Source organism: Burkholderia sp. AU30198 (assembly GCF_020419825.1).
Taxonomy (GTDB): Bacteria; Pseudomonadota; Gammaproteobacteria; order Burkholderiales; family Burkholderiaceae; genus Burkholderia.
Genome location: NZ_JAIZSA010000008.1, coordinates 216,491 through 232,627, shown reverse-complemented (window position 1 = coordinate 232,627; position 16,137 = coordinate 216,491). Strand labels below are relative to the sequence as shown.

At 66.2% G+C, this 16,137-nt stretch carries 14 protein-coding genes and 1 tRNA gene; 8 read left to right on the top strand and 7 right to left on the bottom strand.

Annotation, left to right across the window (positions count from 1 at the left end; translation table 11 throughout):
- The first annotated feature begins 108 nt into the window (after window positions 1-108).
- The gene (locus LGN19_RS19390; protein WP_226216637.1) at window positions 109-1,767 is read left to right on the top strand and encodes an MFS transporter; all 1,659 of its coding nucleotides are present in this window, start codon (window positions 109-111) and stop codon (window positions 1,765-1,767) included.
- A 138-nt stretch (window positions 1,768-1,905) separates the two neighbouring features.
- A tRNA-Met gene (locus tag LGN19_RS19385) sits at window positions 1,906-1,982 on the top strand.
- A 325-nt stretch (window positions 1,983-2,307) separates the two neighbouring features.
- Here LGN19_RS19385 and LGN19_RS19380 read toward each other — a convergent pair.
- Window positions 2,308-3,765 carry a serine hydrolase domain-containing protein gene (locus tag LGN19_RS19380; protein WP_226216635.1) on the bottom strand — a complete coding sequence of 486 codons (1,458 nt, stop codon included), beginning with the start codon at window positions 3,763-3,765 and terminating at the stop codon, window positions 2,308-2,310.
- Window positions 3,766-3,974: 209 nt separating this feature from the next.
- On the opposite strand from LGN19_RS19380, the gene LGN19_RS39805 reads away from it, so the two are divergent.
- Window positions 3,975-4,913: a LuxR C-terminal-related transcriptional regulator gene (locus tag LGN19_RS39805; protein WP_226216633.1), complete on the top strand. Its 939-nt coding sequence runs from the start codon at window positions 3,975-3,977 to the stop codon at window positions 4,911-4,913.
- A 618-nt stretch (window positions 4,914-5,531) separates the two neighbouring features.
- Here LGN19_RS39805 and LGN19_RS19370 read toward each other — a convergent pair.
- Together LGN19_RS19370 and LGN19_RS19365 are read right to left on the bottom strand one after the other, a co-directional pair.
- Window positions 5,532-6,506, bottom strand: a complete 975-nt coding sequence (locus tag LGN19_RS19370; RefSeq protein ID WP_226216631.1) for a LysR family transcriptional regulator — start codon at window positions 6,504-6,506, stop codon at window positions 5,532-5,534.
- Window positions 6,507-6,687: 181 nt separating this feature from the next.
- Window positions 6,688-7,659 (bottom strand): GlxA family transcriptional regulator, encoded by a 972-nt coding sequence (locus LGN19_RS19365; protein ID WP_174955529.1) that lies wholly within the window; start codon window positions 7,657-7,659, stop codon window positions 6,688-6,690.
- 117 nt (window positions 7,660-7,776) lie between these two features.
- Between LGN19_RS19365 and LGN19_RS19360 the strand changes: the two genes are divergently transcribed.
- On the top strand, window positions 7,777-8,460 hold the full coding sequence (locus LGN19_RS19360) for a DJ-1/PfpI family protein (RefSeq protein WP_226216629.1): 684 nt from the start codon (window positions 7,777-7,779) through the stop codon (window positions 8,458-8,460).
- 67 nt (window positions 8,461-8,527) lie between these two features.
- Complete coding sequence (locus LGN19_RS19355; RefSeq protein WP_226216628.1) at window positions 8,528-8,839, top strand: cupin domain-containing protein; 312 nt, start codon at window positions 8,528-8,530, stop codon at window positions 8,837-8,839.
- Window positions 8,840-8,897: 58 nt separating this feature from the next.
- Here the strand turns inward: LGN19_RS19355 and LGN19_RS19350 are convergent, their stop codons facing one another.
- Together LGN19_RS19350 and LGN19_RS19345 are read right to left on the bottom strand one after the other, a co-directional pair.
- Window positions 8,898-9,182 (bottom strand): PAAR domain-containing protein, encoded by a 285-nt coding sequence (locus LGN19_RS19350; protein ID WP_166963454.1) that lies wholly within the window; start codon window positions 9,180-9,182, stop codon window positions 8,898-8,900.
- A 141-nt stretch (window positions 9,183-9,323) separates the two neighbouring features.
- The gene (locus LGN19_RS19345) at window positions 9,324-9,716 is read right to left on the bottom strand and encodes an MAPEG family protein (protein WP_122946196.1); all 393 of its coding nucleotides are present in this window, start codon (window positions 9,714-9,716) and stop codon (window positions 9,324-9,326) included.
- Between the two features lie 410 nt (window positions 9,717-10,126).
- Here LGN19_RS19345 and LGN19_RS19340 point away from each other — a divergent pair, with 410 nt between their 5' ends.
- Window positions 10,127-13,234, top strand: a complete 3,108-nt coding sequence (locus tag LGN19_RS19340) for a transglycosylase domain-containing protein (RefSeq protein ID WP_122946197.1) — start codon at window positions 10,127-10,129, stop codon at window positions 13,232-13,234.
- Window positions 13,235-13,268: 34 nt separating this feature from the next.
- On the opposite strand, the gene LGN19_RS19335 is transcribed toward LGN19_RS19340, so the two are convergent.
- Window positions 13,269-13,616, bottom strand: coding sequence for a GFA family protein (locus LGN19_RS19335; RefSeq protein WP_226216626.1), 348 nt, complete (start codon window positions 13,614-13,616; stop codon window positions 13,269-13,271).
- Window positions 13,617-13,760: 144 nt separating this feature from the next.
- Between LGN19_RS19335 and LGN19_RS19330 the strand changes: the two genes are divergently transcribed.
- Window positions 13,761-14,006 carry a DUF1272 domain-containing protein gene (locus LGN19_RS19330; protein WP_226216624.1) on the top strand — a complete coding sequence of 82 codons (246 nt, stop codon included), beginning with the start codon at window positions 13,761-13,763 and terminating at the stop codon, window positions 14,004-14,006.
- Window positions 14,007-14,033: 27 nt separating this feature from the next.
- Here the strand turns inward: LGN19_RS19330 and LGN19_RS19325 are convergent, their stop codons facing one another.
- Window positions 14,034-14,666 carry a FadR/GntR family transcriptional regulator gene (locus LGN19_RS19325; protein ID WP_235995892.1) on the bottom strand — a complete coding sequence of 211 codons (633 nt, stop codon included), beginning with the start codon at window positions 14,664-14,666 and terminating at the stop codon, window positions 14,034-14,036.
- 222 nt (window positions 14,667-14,888) lie between these two features.
- Here LGN19_RS19325 and dgoD point away from each other — a divergent pair, with 222 nt between their 5' ends.
- On the top strand, window positions 14,889-16,037 hold the full coding sequence (gene dgoD / locus LGN19_RS19320) for a galactonate dehydratase (RefSeq protein WP_011353101.1): 1,149 nt from the start codon (window positions 14,889-14,891) through the stop codon (window positions 16,035-16,037).
- Window positions 16,038-16,137: the final 100 nt, after the last annotated feature.

The following is a 16,137-nucleotide window of genomic DNA, read 5'->3' as shown; positions in this document are numbered from 1 at the left end:
TTTGCGCGCGCGAGTCAGTCCGCCGTAAGTTTCCGTACCAATAATCGTCCACAGGCCCGCTCACCCAAGGCGGCCGCATATCTATATCAAGGGACTTGGAGACGACTCATGGCAACGTTAGGCGGGCAAATTTCGCACGCGCCGATGACGGGCGAAGAGAAGAAGGTGATCTTCGCGTCGTCGCTCGGCACCGTGTTCGAGTGGTACGACTTTTACCTGGCCGGCTCGCTCGCGGCCTACATCAGCAAGAGTTTCTTCTCCGGCGTCAATCCGACCGCCGCCTTCATCTTCACGCTGCTCGGCTTCGCTGCAGGCTTCGCGGTGCGGCCGTTCGGCGCGATCGTGTTCGGCCGGCTCGGCGACATGGTCGGCCGCAAGCACACGTTCCTCGTGACGATCGTGATCATGGGCATCTCGACGTTCGTGGTCGGCTTCCTGCCCGGCTACGCGTCGATCGGCATCGCCGCGCCCGTGATCTTCATCGCGATGCGGCTGCTGCAGGGTCTCGCGCTCGGCGGCGAATACGGCGGCGCGGCGACCTACGTCGCCGAGCACGCGCCGGCCAACCGTCGCGGCTTCTACACCGCGTGGATCCAGACGACCGCCACGCTCGGCCTGTTCCTGTCGCTGCTCGTGATCCTCGGCGTGCGCACCTTCATCGGCGAGGAAGCGTTCGGCAGCTGGGGCTGGCGCGTGCCGTTCGTCGCGTCGATCCTGCTGCTCGCGGTGTCGGTGTGGATCCGGATGCAGCTGAACGAATCGCCGGTGTTCATGCGCATCAAGGCGGAAGGCAAGACGTCGAAAGCGCCGCTGACCGAGGCGTTCGGCCAGTGGAAGAACCTGAAGATCGTGATCCTCGCGCTCGTCGGCCTGACCGCCGGCCAGGCCGTCGTGTGGTACACGGGCCAGTTCTACGCGCTGTTCTTCCTCACGCAGACGCTGAAGGTGGACGGTGCAAGCGCGAACATCCTGATCGCGATCGCGCTCCTGATCGGCACGCCGTTCTTCCTGTTCTTCGGTTCGCTGTCGGACAAGATCGGCCGCAAGCCGATCATCCTCGCGGGCTGCCTGATCGCGGCACTGACCTACTTCCCGCTGTTCAAGGCGCTCACGCACTACGCGAACCCGCAGCTCGAGATCGCGACGCAGAAGGCGCCAATCACGGTCATCGCCGATCCGGCCGCCTGCTCGTTCCAGTTCAACCCGGTGGGCACGTCGAAGTTCACGAACTCGTGCGACGTCGCAAAGAGCGCGCTCGCGAAGGCCGGCCTGAACTACGAGAACGTCGCGGCACCGGCCGGCACGACCGCCCAGATCAAGGTGGGCGACACGGTGGTCCCGGCCTATGAAGGCAAGGCGGCCGACGCGAAGGCGCAGGGCGCGGCATTCGACAAGACGCTCGCGTCGACGCTGAAGGCGGCCGGCTACCCGGCGAAGGCCGACCCGGCGCAGCTCAACTGGCCGATGACGATCGTGGTCCTGACGATCCTCGTGATCTACGTGACGATGGTCTACGGCCCGATCGCCGCGATGCTGGTCGAGATGTTCCCGACGCGGATCCGCTACACGTCGATGTCGCTGCCCTATCACATCGGCAACGGCTGGTTCGGCGGCTTCCTGCCGGCGACCGCGTTCGCGATCGTCGCGGCGAAGGGCAACATCTACTCGGGCCTCTGGTATCCGATCGTGATCGCGCTGGGCACGTTCGTGATCGGCCTGCTGTTCGTCAAGGAGACGAAGGACTCGAACATCTACGCGCAGGATTGAGGTCGGGTGGCAGGCGGGTTCCGGTGAACGGCAACCCGCCCCGCAACGAGGCCGGCACGGGCCGCCGGCACCTTTTTTCACGGATGATGAAAAAAGGTGTTGACAGCCAGGCCGGCATTCTCCATAATTCATTTCTTCGGCGAATTAGCTCAGTCGGTTAGAGCGACGGAATCATAATCCGCAGGTCCGGGGTTCGAATCCCTGATTCGCCACCAAATGCGAGAGCCGCTGTTCTGAAAGGAACAGCGGCTTTTTCATTTTCCGGGCTTGAATCTGCGCCTCTCCCGGTGTGACGTCCATTTCCATTGCTTCGCCTCGTCCTGCCCGCGCCGAGCCGTTCTCGCCCAAGGGAAATCAACCGATGACTCGGCACGAATGATCCCGACGCGTTCGAAGTCGTCACGTCTCGGTCCTTGCCTTCCTTATCACCGGCTCAGCCCCGGCATTCCAATTGCCCGGTGGTCCGAATTCGCGCAACCACCCCTGCCGCGCTCAGCAGGCGCCACACTGCCGAGCCGTGCGTGACCTCGTTGGCCTGCGTCAGTGCAATGCAACCAGCATCGCGTTCAGGAACGTCGCTTTCTCGTCGTAGGGATTGCTGGCGTCGTACGCGACGTCCGACGCATCACAGCAACTCGGGTCGGGCTTGTCCCAGACGGACCACTGAACGACCACCAGTTTCTCCTTTTGGTTGATCGCGATCATCTGGCCATAGATGCCGATTGCAGCAAACGTCCAATCGGATACCGAGCCTAACTGCCCCTGGACTGGCGCGCGCCCCTGGACCGGAACCGCGCCCGACGGATTGGTCGTGTTTTGCAGCGGGGCCCCGATATCGGCATACATCGGTGCCGGTTGGTGGACGCCGTCATCGTACGAAGGGACGAACCACCACATGTACCCATACTGGCCGTTGTCGGCATACGACGGCGCTGCCGACGCCGACGTCCACGTTGTCGCGTCACGTACCCAATTGTCGGGAAGTACCGCAGTGCCATCGGACAGCACGCCATTGTTGAGGACGAACAGTCCAAAGCGCCCAAAGTCCCGCAGGGTGGCATTGAAACCGCCCCCGCCAAACGACACACCGTTCCAGGTCCACCAATTGCCGTCACCTTCCATTCCCCAAGGCTGCCAAATCTTCTGCTCGAGGTACTTGGCGAGCGTCCGACCCGTGGCCCGCTGCACAACCAGACCGCTCAAATACGCTTCGCCCGTGCTGTAGTTGAATACGGCGCCCGGCACGGCTGGCTGCCCGGTTGCGGGATCCACCGCACGCGGCAACGTCTTCATATGGTTCAGGATGCACGTGGGGACGTCGCTACTGCCGCTCTGGCAACGCAACAACGCGACCACGTCGGCGTTGGGGTGCAGATAGTTCTCGTCCCAGACAACGCCGGATGCCATGCGCAACATGTTGCGAAGGGACACCCCTTGGTAGGCGGACCCGTTGAGCTCCGGGACGTACTTCTCGACCGGGTCGTCAAGACTTGCGATATAGCCGTCCTTGATAGCGGCGCCCAGCAGGGTCGAGGTGACCGATTTGGACACCGACTTGCCGTCCCACACTGTCGTGCTGTCGATGCCCATGGCGTACTTCTCCAGGACGACGGCCCCATTCTTGATGACCAGCAGACCCGTGGCCTGGTTGTGCGCCATGTAGTCATCGACGGTATTGCGCTTTGGCGTGCCGTCCGCGTTGTGCCCGTACTGATACGTGACGGCCTGCGCACGCGTTTGCAAGTCGCCGCTTGCGGCGGGAAGCGGCAAAACGTTCCCCCCGTGCCTGAATGACTCGGTACTGAATAAATCAGCGCTGTGACTGAAGCCGATGACCTTTTCCTGAGTCGACCAGGAGAACATGTTCTCCGGATTGGGAAGCACCAGTGGAGCAACCGTGCTTGAGCCGCTATCCTCGCTCCCACAACCGCTGAGCGCACTGATCGCCGCAACTGCCACGGCGCAGAATATTGCGACGCTACGGGTTCTGACATGCATTGCCTTCTGTCCTCCTCATTGGCTGGAAATGCCGCCGGCTTGATCCGCATCGTTGCGGCCGGGAGGCAAGTTCATCAGCTGACGGGCGCATGCGGAACCCTGCAATTGCACGGGGCACAAGTGTGGATGCCGACCCGATGACGGCGGCGTAGAATCCCCTCGTCATCCCGTGATTGAATTGAAACCTGCCGCTGCAGGGCTCCCCCAAAGTGCAACTCGCCGCCCTGTCATCCTTGTTGCTGGCCTGGCATCGGCTTCCGGAGGAATTGCCGAGCGAGAAGTTCTGCGCGCGAGCGCTCGAATTGCTGGAAGCGCATTTACCGATGAGTTCGGCGTGGTGGGGGTTGGCGCATATGCACGGCAATTCGCCGAGGGTGGTTCGAGGCTATTTGCATCGGCTTCCGCTTGCCTTCGCCGACCACTGGCAAGCGATTGCCGACGTGGATACGTTGGCATACACCGTTGCAGAGCATCCCGGTGTGACGATGCTCTACGAGGCCGACACCCGGCCGGGCGACTTCGACGAACGCTATGGATTGGCCTACGCGCTCTGCACCGCGATCTTCGACGAAGATACGGGCCTCGGACGCTTCCTTTCGATCTACCGTGACAGCAGTCAACCGGTATTCACCGAAGACGATCGCGCACTGGTCGAGCTGCTTGTGCCTCACCTGTTCATGGCCGAGAAGCAGCTCGAGCGCCAGAATTGGAAGAAGGACATAGCGACCAAGCGAGCGTGGTGTGCCGACGTCAACGAGCACGCATGGCTGGAACATGCGACGCCCGCGTTCTGCCGCATGCTGATGCGCGAGTTTCCCGAATGGACCGGAGGACGCCTGCCCCAGGCGCTACAAGAGCTGGTCCGGCGTGGCCACGGAACGTGGCAGGGCCATGTGCTGGATGTATCCGCGTCTCGCAGCACGGAGACCACCTGCTCACTGACTCTCGAGCCCCGCTCGGCACACGGACTCACGCGTCGGGAAGAAATGGTTGCACGTGCCTATGCCGACGGGCTGTCGTACAAGGAAATTGCACGCGAGCTCGGGTTGGCACCCGCAACCGTGCGCGGCTACCTTCGTGAGTGCTACATCAAGCTCGAAGTGTCGAACAAGGTTTCGCTACGGGGCGCGCTGACCAGTTCCCGATAGGTCGAGCCACAGGAGAGGATCGCAGGACTCGTCGCGCAATGGCGAGGCGGCTTGACTGTCCGCTATTGGCCGAGGCTGCGCCAAACGTCGAGTAAGCCGCCCGAGGGACGACAGCTGCACGCGGCCGCTTTCAGATGCGCGTGCGCTTCGCGGTGGCTTCGATCTGACGGAGCCTGGCCTGAGCAAGTTGCCGTAGCAGGCGATTCTTCCGGATGACACGTTTGGCCAGCCGCACGTCTGGCTGTCCTGCACTGCTCCGGTGTCTTGGCATGATTCACATCGCCACCAGCGGCATGGATCGCCGATTCGAGTTCTCGTGACGCATTCTCGACCTCATGAGGCGCGTCCATGGCGGCATGCTCTCGCCCATCGGTCTTGCTGGGTGAGTACGCGCAGTTTCGCGAGTCTGGATGCGGCGCACGATCCTGACGCGGTCAACAGGCGCATGTGCGGGTCTTTCTGCGCTTGTGAGCGGGAAGCTGCCCGGGTTGCAGGTACGCTGCCGCGAAGGTAAGCGTTCGGGATTGTTCCTGCTCGCTTCAGGTGTCCCAATCCAGACCCGGGCAACCGTGCACCGGCTGATCGACATATCGGCGCAGGCCGGCGCGCCCCGGCCCCCTACGCCGCCACCGCTCCGCGCCGCGCCTCCGGCGCCTTGCCCCCCACCCGCCCGCGCCAGTTCTCCCCGCCCTCCAGCGACGGCGTCGACTCGAACACCTCCGCGATCCAGTCGGCGAACACGCGCACCTTCTGCGACAGATGCCGGTTGTGCGGATAGACGATCGAGATCGGCTTCGGCTTCGGATTGCAGTCCGGCAGCACCTCGACCAGCGAGCCGTCGAGCAGGTTCGGCAGCACCATGAACAGCGTCGGCTGGATCATCCCGAACCCTTCGAGCCCGCACGTCACATAGGCATCCGAATCGTTGACCGTGACACTTCCGTTCATCCGCACCTCGAACGGCTTGCCGTCGATCATGAACACCCACGGAATCGCCCGCGCGCCGTGGCTCGAACGGAAATTCACCGCGTGATGCTCGGCGAGATCGGCAATCTCGTGCGGCTCGCCGTGACGCGCGAGGTAATCGGGCGACGCACACGTCACGCGCTTCAGCATCCCGATCCGCCGCGCGACCATCGACGAATCCTCGAGCGGCCCGACCCGGATCATGCAGTCGATGCCCTCCTCGACCGGATCCACGTAGCGATCGGAGAGCCCCAGTTCGAGCGTGATGTCCGGATAGCGCTGCCGGAAAATCGACAGCGACGGCAGCACGATGCGCCGCCCGAGCGAACTCGGCATGTGGACACGCAGCACGCCGCTCGGCTTGCGGTTGCCGGTCTGGAAACTCGCGTCGGCCTCCGCGATCTCCGAGATGATCTTCATGCAATGCTCGTAGTACGCCGCCCCTTCCGGCGTCAGCGACAGCCTGCGCGTCGTCCGGTGCATCAGGCGCACGCCGAGCAGCGCCTCGAGGTTCTGGATGATGGTCGTCACCGATGCGCGCGGCATCGCGAGCGTGTCGGCCGCACGCGTGAAGCTGTTCGCGTCGACCACCCGGGTAAAAACTTCCATTGCCTGGATTCGGTCCATGCTGCTCCCCCTTCGAATCGCCAACGAAACAGAATAGAGCGCGCGACGGCCGCGGCACAAGCCCCCACCCATTGTTCTACGATCCTGAATAGTTTCGGCGTTTCGGACTGGAAAACGATCGATTTCCGTTCAGTCTCACCCGGCAATCGTTCCGGCCCCGATCGCAGCCGCCCGTCGTGCGTTACCGCACGAATCGGTCGCGATATCCCTGCGGCGACACACCCAGCACGCGCACGAAACAGCGTCGCAGCGTCTCCTCCGAGCCGAAGCCGCAACGCGCGGCGATCCGCTTGACGGGCCATGCCGTTTCGCCGAGCAGGCGCTGCGCGGCCTCGACGCGAATCTGCTCGACCGCGCGCGCGGGCGTGCGGCCGGTTCCCGCGCGGTAGTGGCGCACGAAGCTGCGCTCGCTCATGCGCACGCGCTCGGCCAGCGCGGGCACCGACAGGTCGTCCGCCAGGTGCTCGGCCATCCACGCGTGCAGTTCGCCGAACCGGTCGTCGGTGCGCTGCATCGACAGCATCGTGCTGAACTGGGCCTGCCCGCCCGGGCGCTTCAGGAACACGACGAGTTCGCGCGCGACGTCGAGCGCGGTCGCCCGCCCGAGATCCTCCTCGACCAGCGCGAGCGCGAGATCGATGCCGGCCGTCACGCCGGCCGAAGTCCACAGCGCGCCTTCGCGGATGAAGATCGGATCGGATTCGACGCGCACGTTCGGATAGCGCGCCGCGAATTCGTCGCAGCGCGCCCAGTGCGTGACCGCACGCCGCCCGTCGAGCAGGCCGGCCTCGGCGAGCAGGAATGCGCCGGTGCAGACCGATGCCACGCGCCGTGTGCGCGCCGCCTGCTGCTGCACCCAACGCACCAGCCGTGCATCCTTCGATGCCGCATGCACGCCCTTGCCGCCGGCGACGATCAGCGTATCGGGATGACGTGCCGCCGAGCGCAGCGATTCCGCCATCACGACCAGGCCCGACGACGTCTCGACCGGCCCCGCCTCGGCCGCGATGACGCGCGGCGCATACGGCGCCGGCTGGCCGCGCTCCAGCGCGAGCTCGTTGACGGACGCAAACACCTGCAGCGGCCCCGACACGTCGAGCAGTTGCGCACGAGGGAACGCGAGGACCAGGATCGAACGCGGAGCGGCAGGCATGGCGATTGGCTGAAAACGTGGGTGATATGGCAATTTCGCCAAACACTACGCGCCTAGAATCGATCTGTCCATCCGGTGCCCGCAACGGTTCGTTCCCCTTCCACTCGGAGTTTTCGCATGACCCTGCATATCGGCTTTCTCGTGTTTCCGGGCGTCCAGCAACTCGATCTCACCGGCCCGCACGACGTGCTCGCGTCGCTGCCCGACGCCACTGTCCACCTGGTCTGGAAGTCGCGCGACACCGTCGCGTCGAGCAGCGGGCTCGCGCTCGCGCCGACCTGCACGTTCGACGACTGCCCGCCGCTCGACGTGATCTGCATTCCGGGCGGGATCGGGATCAACGCGCTGCTGCTCGATGCCGAGACGATCGCATTCGTGCAGCAGCGCGCGGCCGCCGCGCGCTACGTGACGTCGGTCTGTACGGGTGCGCTGCTGCTGGGCGTCGCCGGCCTGCTGCGCGGGCGGCGCGCGACGACGCACTGGGCGTTCCATGCGCTGCTCGAACCGCTCGGCGCGGTGCCCGTGCGCGAGCGCGTCGTGCGCGACGGCAACCTGATCACGGGCGGCGGCGTCACGGCCGGCATCGACTTCGCACTGACGATCGCCGCGGAGCTGGCCGGCGAAGAAGAAGCGCAGGCGATCCAGCTGCAGCTCGAATACGCACCCGCGCCGCCGTTCGACGCCGGTTCACCCGACACCGCGCCGGCAGCGGTCGTGAAGCGCGTCACCGAACGGTCGGCGGCCAGCTTCGCGAAACGCAAGGAGACGATCGAACAGGCGCTGCGCGCGATGTCGCGCTGAATGCGGACGTCGGGACATTGACTCGAAGACTGGAAGACGACGCGCATTCGCGCCGGAGAACCCATCGATGAACATCATCCGCAGCGCCACGTTCACCGCAGACCGTGCGTGGGGCGCGCTCGACATCGCGAACCTCAACGGCATCACGGTCCGCCTGCACTGGACCGACCAGCCGTATCGATGGCATGTGAACGACGGTGAGGAAGTGTTCGCAGTGCTCGACGGTCGCGTCGAGATGCGCTATCGCGAAGCAGGCGTCGAGCACGCGACGGTGCTCGAAACGGGCGACGTGTTCCACGCGGCGGCCGGTACCGAGCACGTTGCGCATCCGCTCGGCGAAGCACGCATCCTCGTGATCGAAACTGCAGGCAGCGTCTGACGGCCGGCGGCCGTACGCTGACGCCGCGCGGATGGCAACCGCATCCGCGCGGCGGGTTTCATCCGGTGATCGTCCCCGTGGCCTGCGACGCGATCAGCTTCGGCTGCGGCGTGCACAGGCACTGGCACAGGTCGTGTTCGAGCGCGACGACCTTGCCCATCACGGTCATCGTCCGCTCGCCGCCGTCCGACACGATCACGCCCGGCGACTTGCAGGCGGCGCAGAACACCGGCGCGCCGAGATAGGCGAGTTCGCGTCCGTCGAACGACGAATTGGCGATCCCGTCGAGCACGACGCCGCCGTGGTCGGTCGTGTCGCCCTTCAGAATGAATTTGCGGCTCATGTTGTCGGCTCTTCCGTCGGAAATGCCGTGCAACGCGGCAGCGCGCAGGCAGTCGGAATCCGCCCGTCGATCGCGGGCGTATCACCGCTCGCCGCGGCCGCCCCGTCAGGACTTGTGCGGTATGCCGCCGCTTGCCGTCACTCAGACGAACAACGCGATACACAGCGCGGCGCCGCACAGATACGTGCCGAGCGCGCCGACGAAACGGACGGGATTCGGGTTGGCCATCGTCGGCCACGCGAGCAATCCGATCACGAGCAGACAGCGGCACACGGTCGCCGCGACGATCAGCGCCAGGATCGCGCGCGATGGATCGTGCGTGCCGAAATAGAGAAACAGCACCGCGAGAAACGGCGCGTATTCCGCCGTGTTGCCATGCGCGCGCACGATCTTGTGCAACCCGTTCGCCGGATCGGGGGCACACCCGGAACCGGTGGTGCACCGAAAGCGCGTGACGGACACGACGAGCCCGAGCCCGAACAGCAGCAGCCCGAGGATGGCCGTGCACACGAGCGCGACGGGATGGATCGGCATGGGACTCCCGGCGAAAGCGGAAAGGCGCCGCACATCCGACGATCCTACCCGCGGCCGGCGTGCGCGGCTATCGCGGAAACCCGCAGCATCTTCATACGACAGCGACGATTTTAAGGGTGGGTTCCGGCCCGAATTGTCGCCCTGCCGCACCGCACGAAACCGGTGCATCGTGCGCCCGGCCGGCCGCCCGGGCCTGCGCGCCGACACCCTTGCCACGCGGGTGCTCCGGCCTGAAACGCGCAAACGTTACGCCGCCACGGCGCACCGCAACGCCGGTTGCCCCACCGCACAGGCACGCCCGTTGCGTCGGCGCATCTCGGTAGTGAACGCCCTTGGCAGCCCGCTGCGGAGGACTACACTAATCCTTAATGGGGTGCGGCCGGAGCCCGTGCCTTCAGGGAGACGCCGCCATGAATCGGCCGCTGAATCGTATCCTGCCGCGCGTGACCGGTCTCGCATCGGTCTGGACGTGGGTCAAGTGGTCTTTGCTGGCCGCGCTGCTGATCGCCGTGGCGATCGTTGCGCGACTCGTGCAGAGCGAGATCGAAACGTCCCGGCTGCAGGCGCACTACCTGTCCGAGCTCACCCGCGACGTCGGCTACACGGTCGAGACGGGCCCGAGCGATCACATCCGCTTCCCCGCCAACGGCCCGTACGACCAGCGCCTCGGCTACGCGATGATTCCGGCGTTCCAGGAGCGGCTGCTCGCGCGCGGCTTCGTCGTCAGCAAGCAGGCGCGCGATTCGCAGCGGATGCTGTCGCTCGGCGATCGCGGGCTGTTCCTGCCGTTCGAAGAGAAGGACCAGGCGGGCCTGATGCTGTTCGACTCGACCGGCGCGCCGCTGTTCACGACCGTGTTCCCGCAGCGCGTCTACGCCGACTTCGACATGGTGCCGCCCGTGGTCGCGGATTCGCTGCTGTTCATCGAGGATCGCTACCTGCTCGACGCGAACGAGCCGAACCGCAACCCGGCAATCGACTGGGGGCGCTTCGGGCGCGCGGTCGCCGACCAGGCACTGCACGTCGTCAACCGCCATCAGGCGCGCCCGGGCGGCAGCACGCTCGCGACGCAGATCGAGAAGTTCCGCCATTCGCCCGAGGGCCGCACCGCGACGCCGCCCGAGAAGCTGCGGCAGATCGCGTCCGCATCGGTGCGCGCGTACCTGAACGGCCCGCAGACGATGCCCGCGCGCCGTACCATCGTCGTGCGCTACCTGAATTCCGTACCGCTCGCCGCGCGGCCGCATGTCGGTGAAATCACCGGCATCGGCGACGGTCTCGCCGCGTGGTACGGCCGCGACTTCAACGACGTGAACCGCATCCTGTCCGCGCCGACCACCGGCGACAACGTCGACGAACAGGGCAAGACGTTCCGCGAAGTGCTGTCGCTGATCATCGCGCAGCGCGCGCCGTCGTACTTCCTCAACCGCGGCTATCCGGCGCTGCAGAAGCTGACCGACAGCTACCTGCGGCTGCTGTCGAACGGCGGCGTGATCTCGCCCGCGCTGCGCGACGCCGCGCTCGCCGCGCAGATCGAACGGAGCGCACCGCCGGCCGCCGCGCACGTGCAGTCGTTCGTGTCGCGCAAGGCCGTGACGTCCGCGCGCGCGTCGCTGCTGTCGGCGCTCGGCATCAGCGACCTGTACCAGCTCGACCAGTTCGACCTGCAGGCGACCAGTACGCTCGACAACGGCGTGCAGCAGGCGGTCGCCGAACGGCTCGCCCAGGCGTCGACGCGTGACGGCGCGCAGAAAGCGGGCCTGTACGGTTTCGAGATGCTTGCGCCGAAGGACGACCCGTCGCACCTCACGTACAGCTTCACGCTGTACGAACACCGCAACGGCGCGAACCTGCTGCGCGTGCAGACCGACAGCGTGAACGAACCGTTCGACGTCAATCGCGGCGGCCGCATCAACCTCGGCTCGACCGCGAAGCTGCGCACGCTGATCACGTACCTGCAGATCGTGTCCGACCTGCATGCGCGCTACGCGAACCTGTCGAACGCGGAGCTGGCCCGCGTGAAGCCCGACCCGCTCGACGGGCTGTCGCACTGGGCGCTCGACTATCTGTCGCATACGCGCGACCGCTCGCTGCAGGCGATGCTCGACGCGGCCGTCGAACGCAAGTATTCGGCGAGCCCGGACGTGTTCTACACGGGCGGCGGCGCGCAGGTATTCTCGAACTTCGAGAAATCGGACAACGGCCGGATCCTGACGCTGCACACCGCGTTCGAGCATTCGGTCAACCTCGTGTTCGTGCGGCTGATGCGCGACATCGTCCACTACGAAACACTGCAGGCGGCCGGTCCGTCGTCGTCGTGGCTCGGCGATCCCGAGCAGCGCCAGCATTACCTGCAGCAGTTCGTCGACGGCGAAAGCCAGGTCTACGTGAAGCGCTACTACACGCGCTATGCGGGCAAGGTGCCGGACGACGCGCTCGCGCTGATGCTGAAGGACGTGCGCAAATCGCCACCGAAGATCGCGACGGTGCTGCGCAGCGTCGCGCCGAACGAATCGCTCGCGTGGTTCGATGCGCAGATGCGCGTGCAATTGAAGGGCACGCCGGCCGCGACGCTGTCCGACGATGACCTCGCCAAGCTCTACGCGAAGTATGCGATCGACCGCTTCAACCTCAACGATCGCGGCTATATCGCGAGCGTGCATCCGCTCGCGCTGTGGACGCTCAACTACCTGCGCGCGCACCCGAGCGCATCGCTCGCCGACGTCCAGCGCGACAGCCGCGATGCGCGTTTCTACACGTACTCGTGGCTGTACAAGACGCGCTACCACGCGACCCAGGACCGCCGCATCCGCCGCATGGTCGAGTTGCGCGCGTACGCGGAGATCACGAAGTCGTGGCGTGCGCTCGGCTACCCGTTCGCGGAAGTCACGCCGTCGTACGCGGCCGCGATCGGCGCATCGGGCGACCAGCCGGACGCACTCGCGAAACTGATCGGCCTGATCGCGAACGGCGGCCAGAAAGCACCGACCGAGACGATCACGCGGCTCGATTTCGCGAAAGGCACGCCATACGAAACGCGCTTCGCGCGCGCGGCCGCGCAGCCGCAGCCGATGCTGTCGCCGGAGATCGTCAACGTGGCGCACACGCTGCTGCGCGACGTCGTGCTCAACGGCACCGCGCGCCGCCTCGCGGGCGGCTTCACGCTGCCCGACGGCAAGACGCTCGACGTGTACGGCAAGACGGGCACCGGCGACCAGCGCTTCAACGTCTATGCGCGCGGCGCGCGGCTGATCGAGTCGCGCAAGGTCAATCGCAGCGGCACGTTCGTGTTCGTGCTCGGCGACCGGTTCTTCGGGGTCCTGACCGCAACGGCACACGAACCGTATGCGGCGCGCTACGACTTCACGAGCGCGATGGCCGTGCAGTTGCTGAAGTCGATGGCGCCGGCGCTCGCGCCGCTGATCGAACGCCCGGCCGGCACCGGTAAGCGCACCGCGGGCCCTGCCCCGCAGGCGGAAACGCCCGCGCCGGGTGCCGCTACCGCGCAACCGTCCTGACGGCCATGCGACCGTTCATGCACCGACGCGCCGCTCAGTGCGAGCGGCCGTCGTAGTGCGTGACCGGCAGCGCGTCGATATCGACATCCTCGAGACAGCGCACGTTGATCGCGGCCATCGCGGTGCCGTTCGGGTGGACGCCTTCGCCGAACGTGTGAATCCCGCAGCGCTTGCAGAAGCGGTGCTTGATCACGTGCTTGTTGAACATGTAGGTCGCCAGGTTCTCGTCGGGCGTGAGCAGGGTCATGCTCGTGCGCGGCACGAACCACATCAGTGCGCCCTTGCGCTGGCAGATCGAGCAATTGCAGGCCATCACGCCCTGCAGGTCGCCTTCCGCCTCGAACTTCACATCTCCGCAGTGACAGCTTCCGCGATAAAGCATGGTCGTCTCCCGGTGCGGCCCGTGCGCGTCGACGGCGCCCGGACGAGCGCCGTTGGCCAAGCCGATTCGATGCGCGTACAGTAGCGCGCACCCGCGGGGCCCGCAACGCCCGGCGGCGCCCCCTTTCCGAACGAGGAGACACCCATGCTCGAACTGCGCCCCGGCTGCGAATGCTGCGACAAGGACTTGCCACCCGATTCCGCGGAGGCGCGCATCTGCACGTTCGAATGCACGTTCTGCTCGACCTGCGACGAGCAGATCCTCAAAGGCCAGTGCCCGAACTGCGGCGGCGAGCTGGTTGCCCGCCCGCGGCGGCCGGCGCGCCTGCTCGGGAAATATCCGGCATCGACGCAACGCGTGCTGAAGCCCGGCGGCTGCGCGAACGCCTGACGGCGCCGCACCGCTCGCGCGCGCCCGTCACGACATCTCGATCCGCGCGCGCGTCACCGCGAGCAACGCCGCCATCGCGCGGCGCGCACCGTCCTCGTCGCGCACGCGGATCGCGTCGCTGACGGCCGTGTGCTCGGCGAGCGATGCGTTGTACACGTCCGCGCGGCGTGCATTCAGATGCAGTTGCGCCTCGAGCGTGCGATCGATCAGCGTGCCGAGCGGCACCAGCAGTTCGTTACCGCCGGCCTCGAGCACGCTCAGGTGAAAACGCAGGTCGGCGCGTACCCATTCGTCGACGTTGCGCGCGGCGGCCATCGCACGCGCGGCGCCGTCGATCGCGTCGAACGTGTCCGGCGTATGCATGCGCGCGGCGAGCGCGGCCGCGTATGGCTCGACCATCTCGCGCATTTCCTGCAGCTTCAGCGCGAACGCGAGCGGCGGCGCAACGCGCGCGTACCAGTCGAGCAGATCGGCGTCGAGCAGGTTCCATACGCCGCGCGGCCGCACGCGCGTGCCGATCTTCGGCCGCGATTCGACGAGCCCCTTCGACGTGAGCGTACGCAGCGCCTCGCGCATCACCGTACGGCTCACGCCGTACATCTCCATCAGGTCGGGCTCCCTCGGCAGCAGCGACTCGGGCGGGTAGTCGCCGCGCAGGATCGCCGTGGCGAGCCGGAAGGCCGTCTGTCCATGCAGGTCGCGTCGAATGATCGTTCTCCGTTAAGCCGGTACCCGGGCGTGCCGGCTGCCCACTATCTCACTATCTGCACAATAGTGCTATTAATACTATTTTTTATCGGGCTGCGCTAGGATAACCGCGAAAGCACGCGACCGTGCGCCGCGCCCGACTGCCCGCGCCGGTCAACCCTGGAGACCCGCATCGTGAAAATCACCCGCCTCGAAACCTTCGTCGTCCCGCCGCGCTGGCTGTTCCTCAAGATCGAAACCGACGAGGGCATCGTCGGCTGGGGCGAGCCGATCGTCGAAGGCCGCGCGCATACGGTCGAAGCCGCGGTGCAGGAGTTGGCCGACTACCTCGTCGGCCGCGACCCGCTGCTGATCGAGGATCACTGGCAGGTGATGTACCGCGCGGGCTTCTACCGCGGCGGCCCGATCATGATGAGCGCGATCGCGGGCGTCGACCAGGCGCTATGGGACATCAAGGGCAAGCACCACGGCGTGCCCGTGCATGCGCTGCTCGGCGGCCAGGTGCGCGATCGCATCAAGGTGTATTCATGGATCGGCGGCGACCGGCCGAGCGACGTCGCGAACAATGCGCGCGCGGTGGTCGAGCGCGGCTTCAAGGCCGTGAAGATGAACGGCTCCGAGGAGCTGCAAATCGTCGACACCTACGACAAGGTCGAGCAGGTGATCGCGAACGTCGCGGCGGTGCGCGACGCGGTCGGCCCGCACGTCGGGATCGGCGTCGACTTCCACGGCCGCGTGCACAAGCCGATGGCGAAGGTGCTCGCGAAGGAGCTCGACCCGTACAAGCTGATGTTCATCGAGGAGCCGGTGCTGTCGGAGAACGCCGAGGCGCTGCGCGATATCGTCAACCAGACCAACACGCCGATCGCGCTCGGCGAGCGGCTGTACTCGCGCTGGGACTTCAAGCACATCCTCGCGGGCGGCTACGTCGACATCATCCAGCCCGACGCATCGCATGCGGGCGGCATCACCGAGTGCCGCAAGATCGCGACGCTCGCGGAAAGCTACGACGTCGCGCTCGCCCTGCACTGCCCGCTCGGCCCGATCGCGCTTGCCGCGTGCCTGCAGCTCGACGCGGTCAGCTACAACGCGTTCATCCAGGAGCAGAGCCTCGGCATCCACTACAACCAGGGCAACGACCTGCTCGACTACCTGCGCAACCCCGAGGTGTTCCGCTACGAGGACGGCTTCGTCGCGATCCCGCAGGGCCCGGGGCTCGGCATCGACGTGAACGAGGAGAAGGTGCGCGAGATGGCGAAGACGGGCCACCGCTGGCGCAACCCGGTGTGGCGCCATGAGGATGGCAGCGTCGCCGAGTGGTGAGCGCGATGCGCGGCGCGCGCGGCTGCGGCCCGTGCGGTCAGTATCGATTCGAGAACGGCTGCCCGACGGGCAGCCGTTTTTGCATGTGCAGTGCGACGCC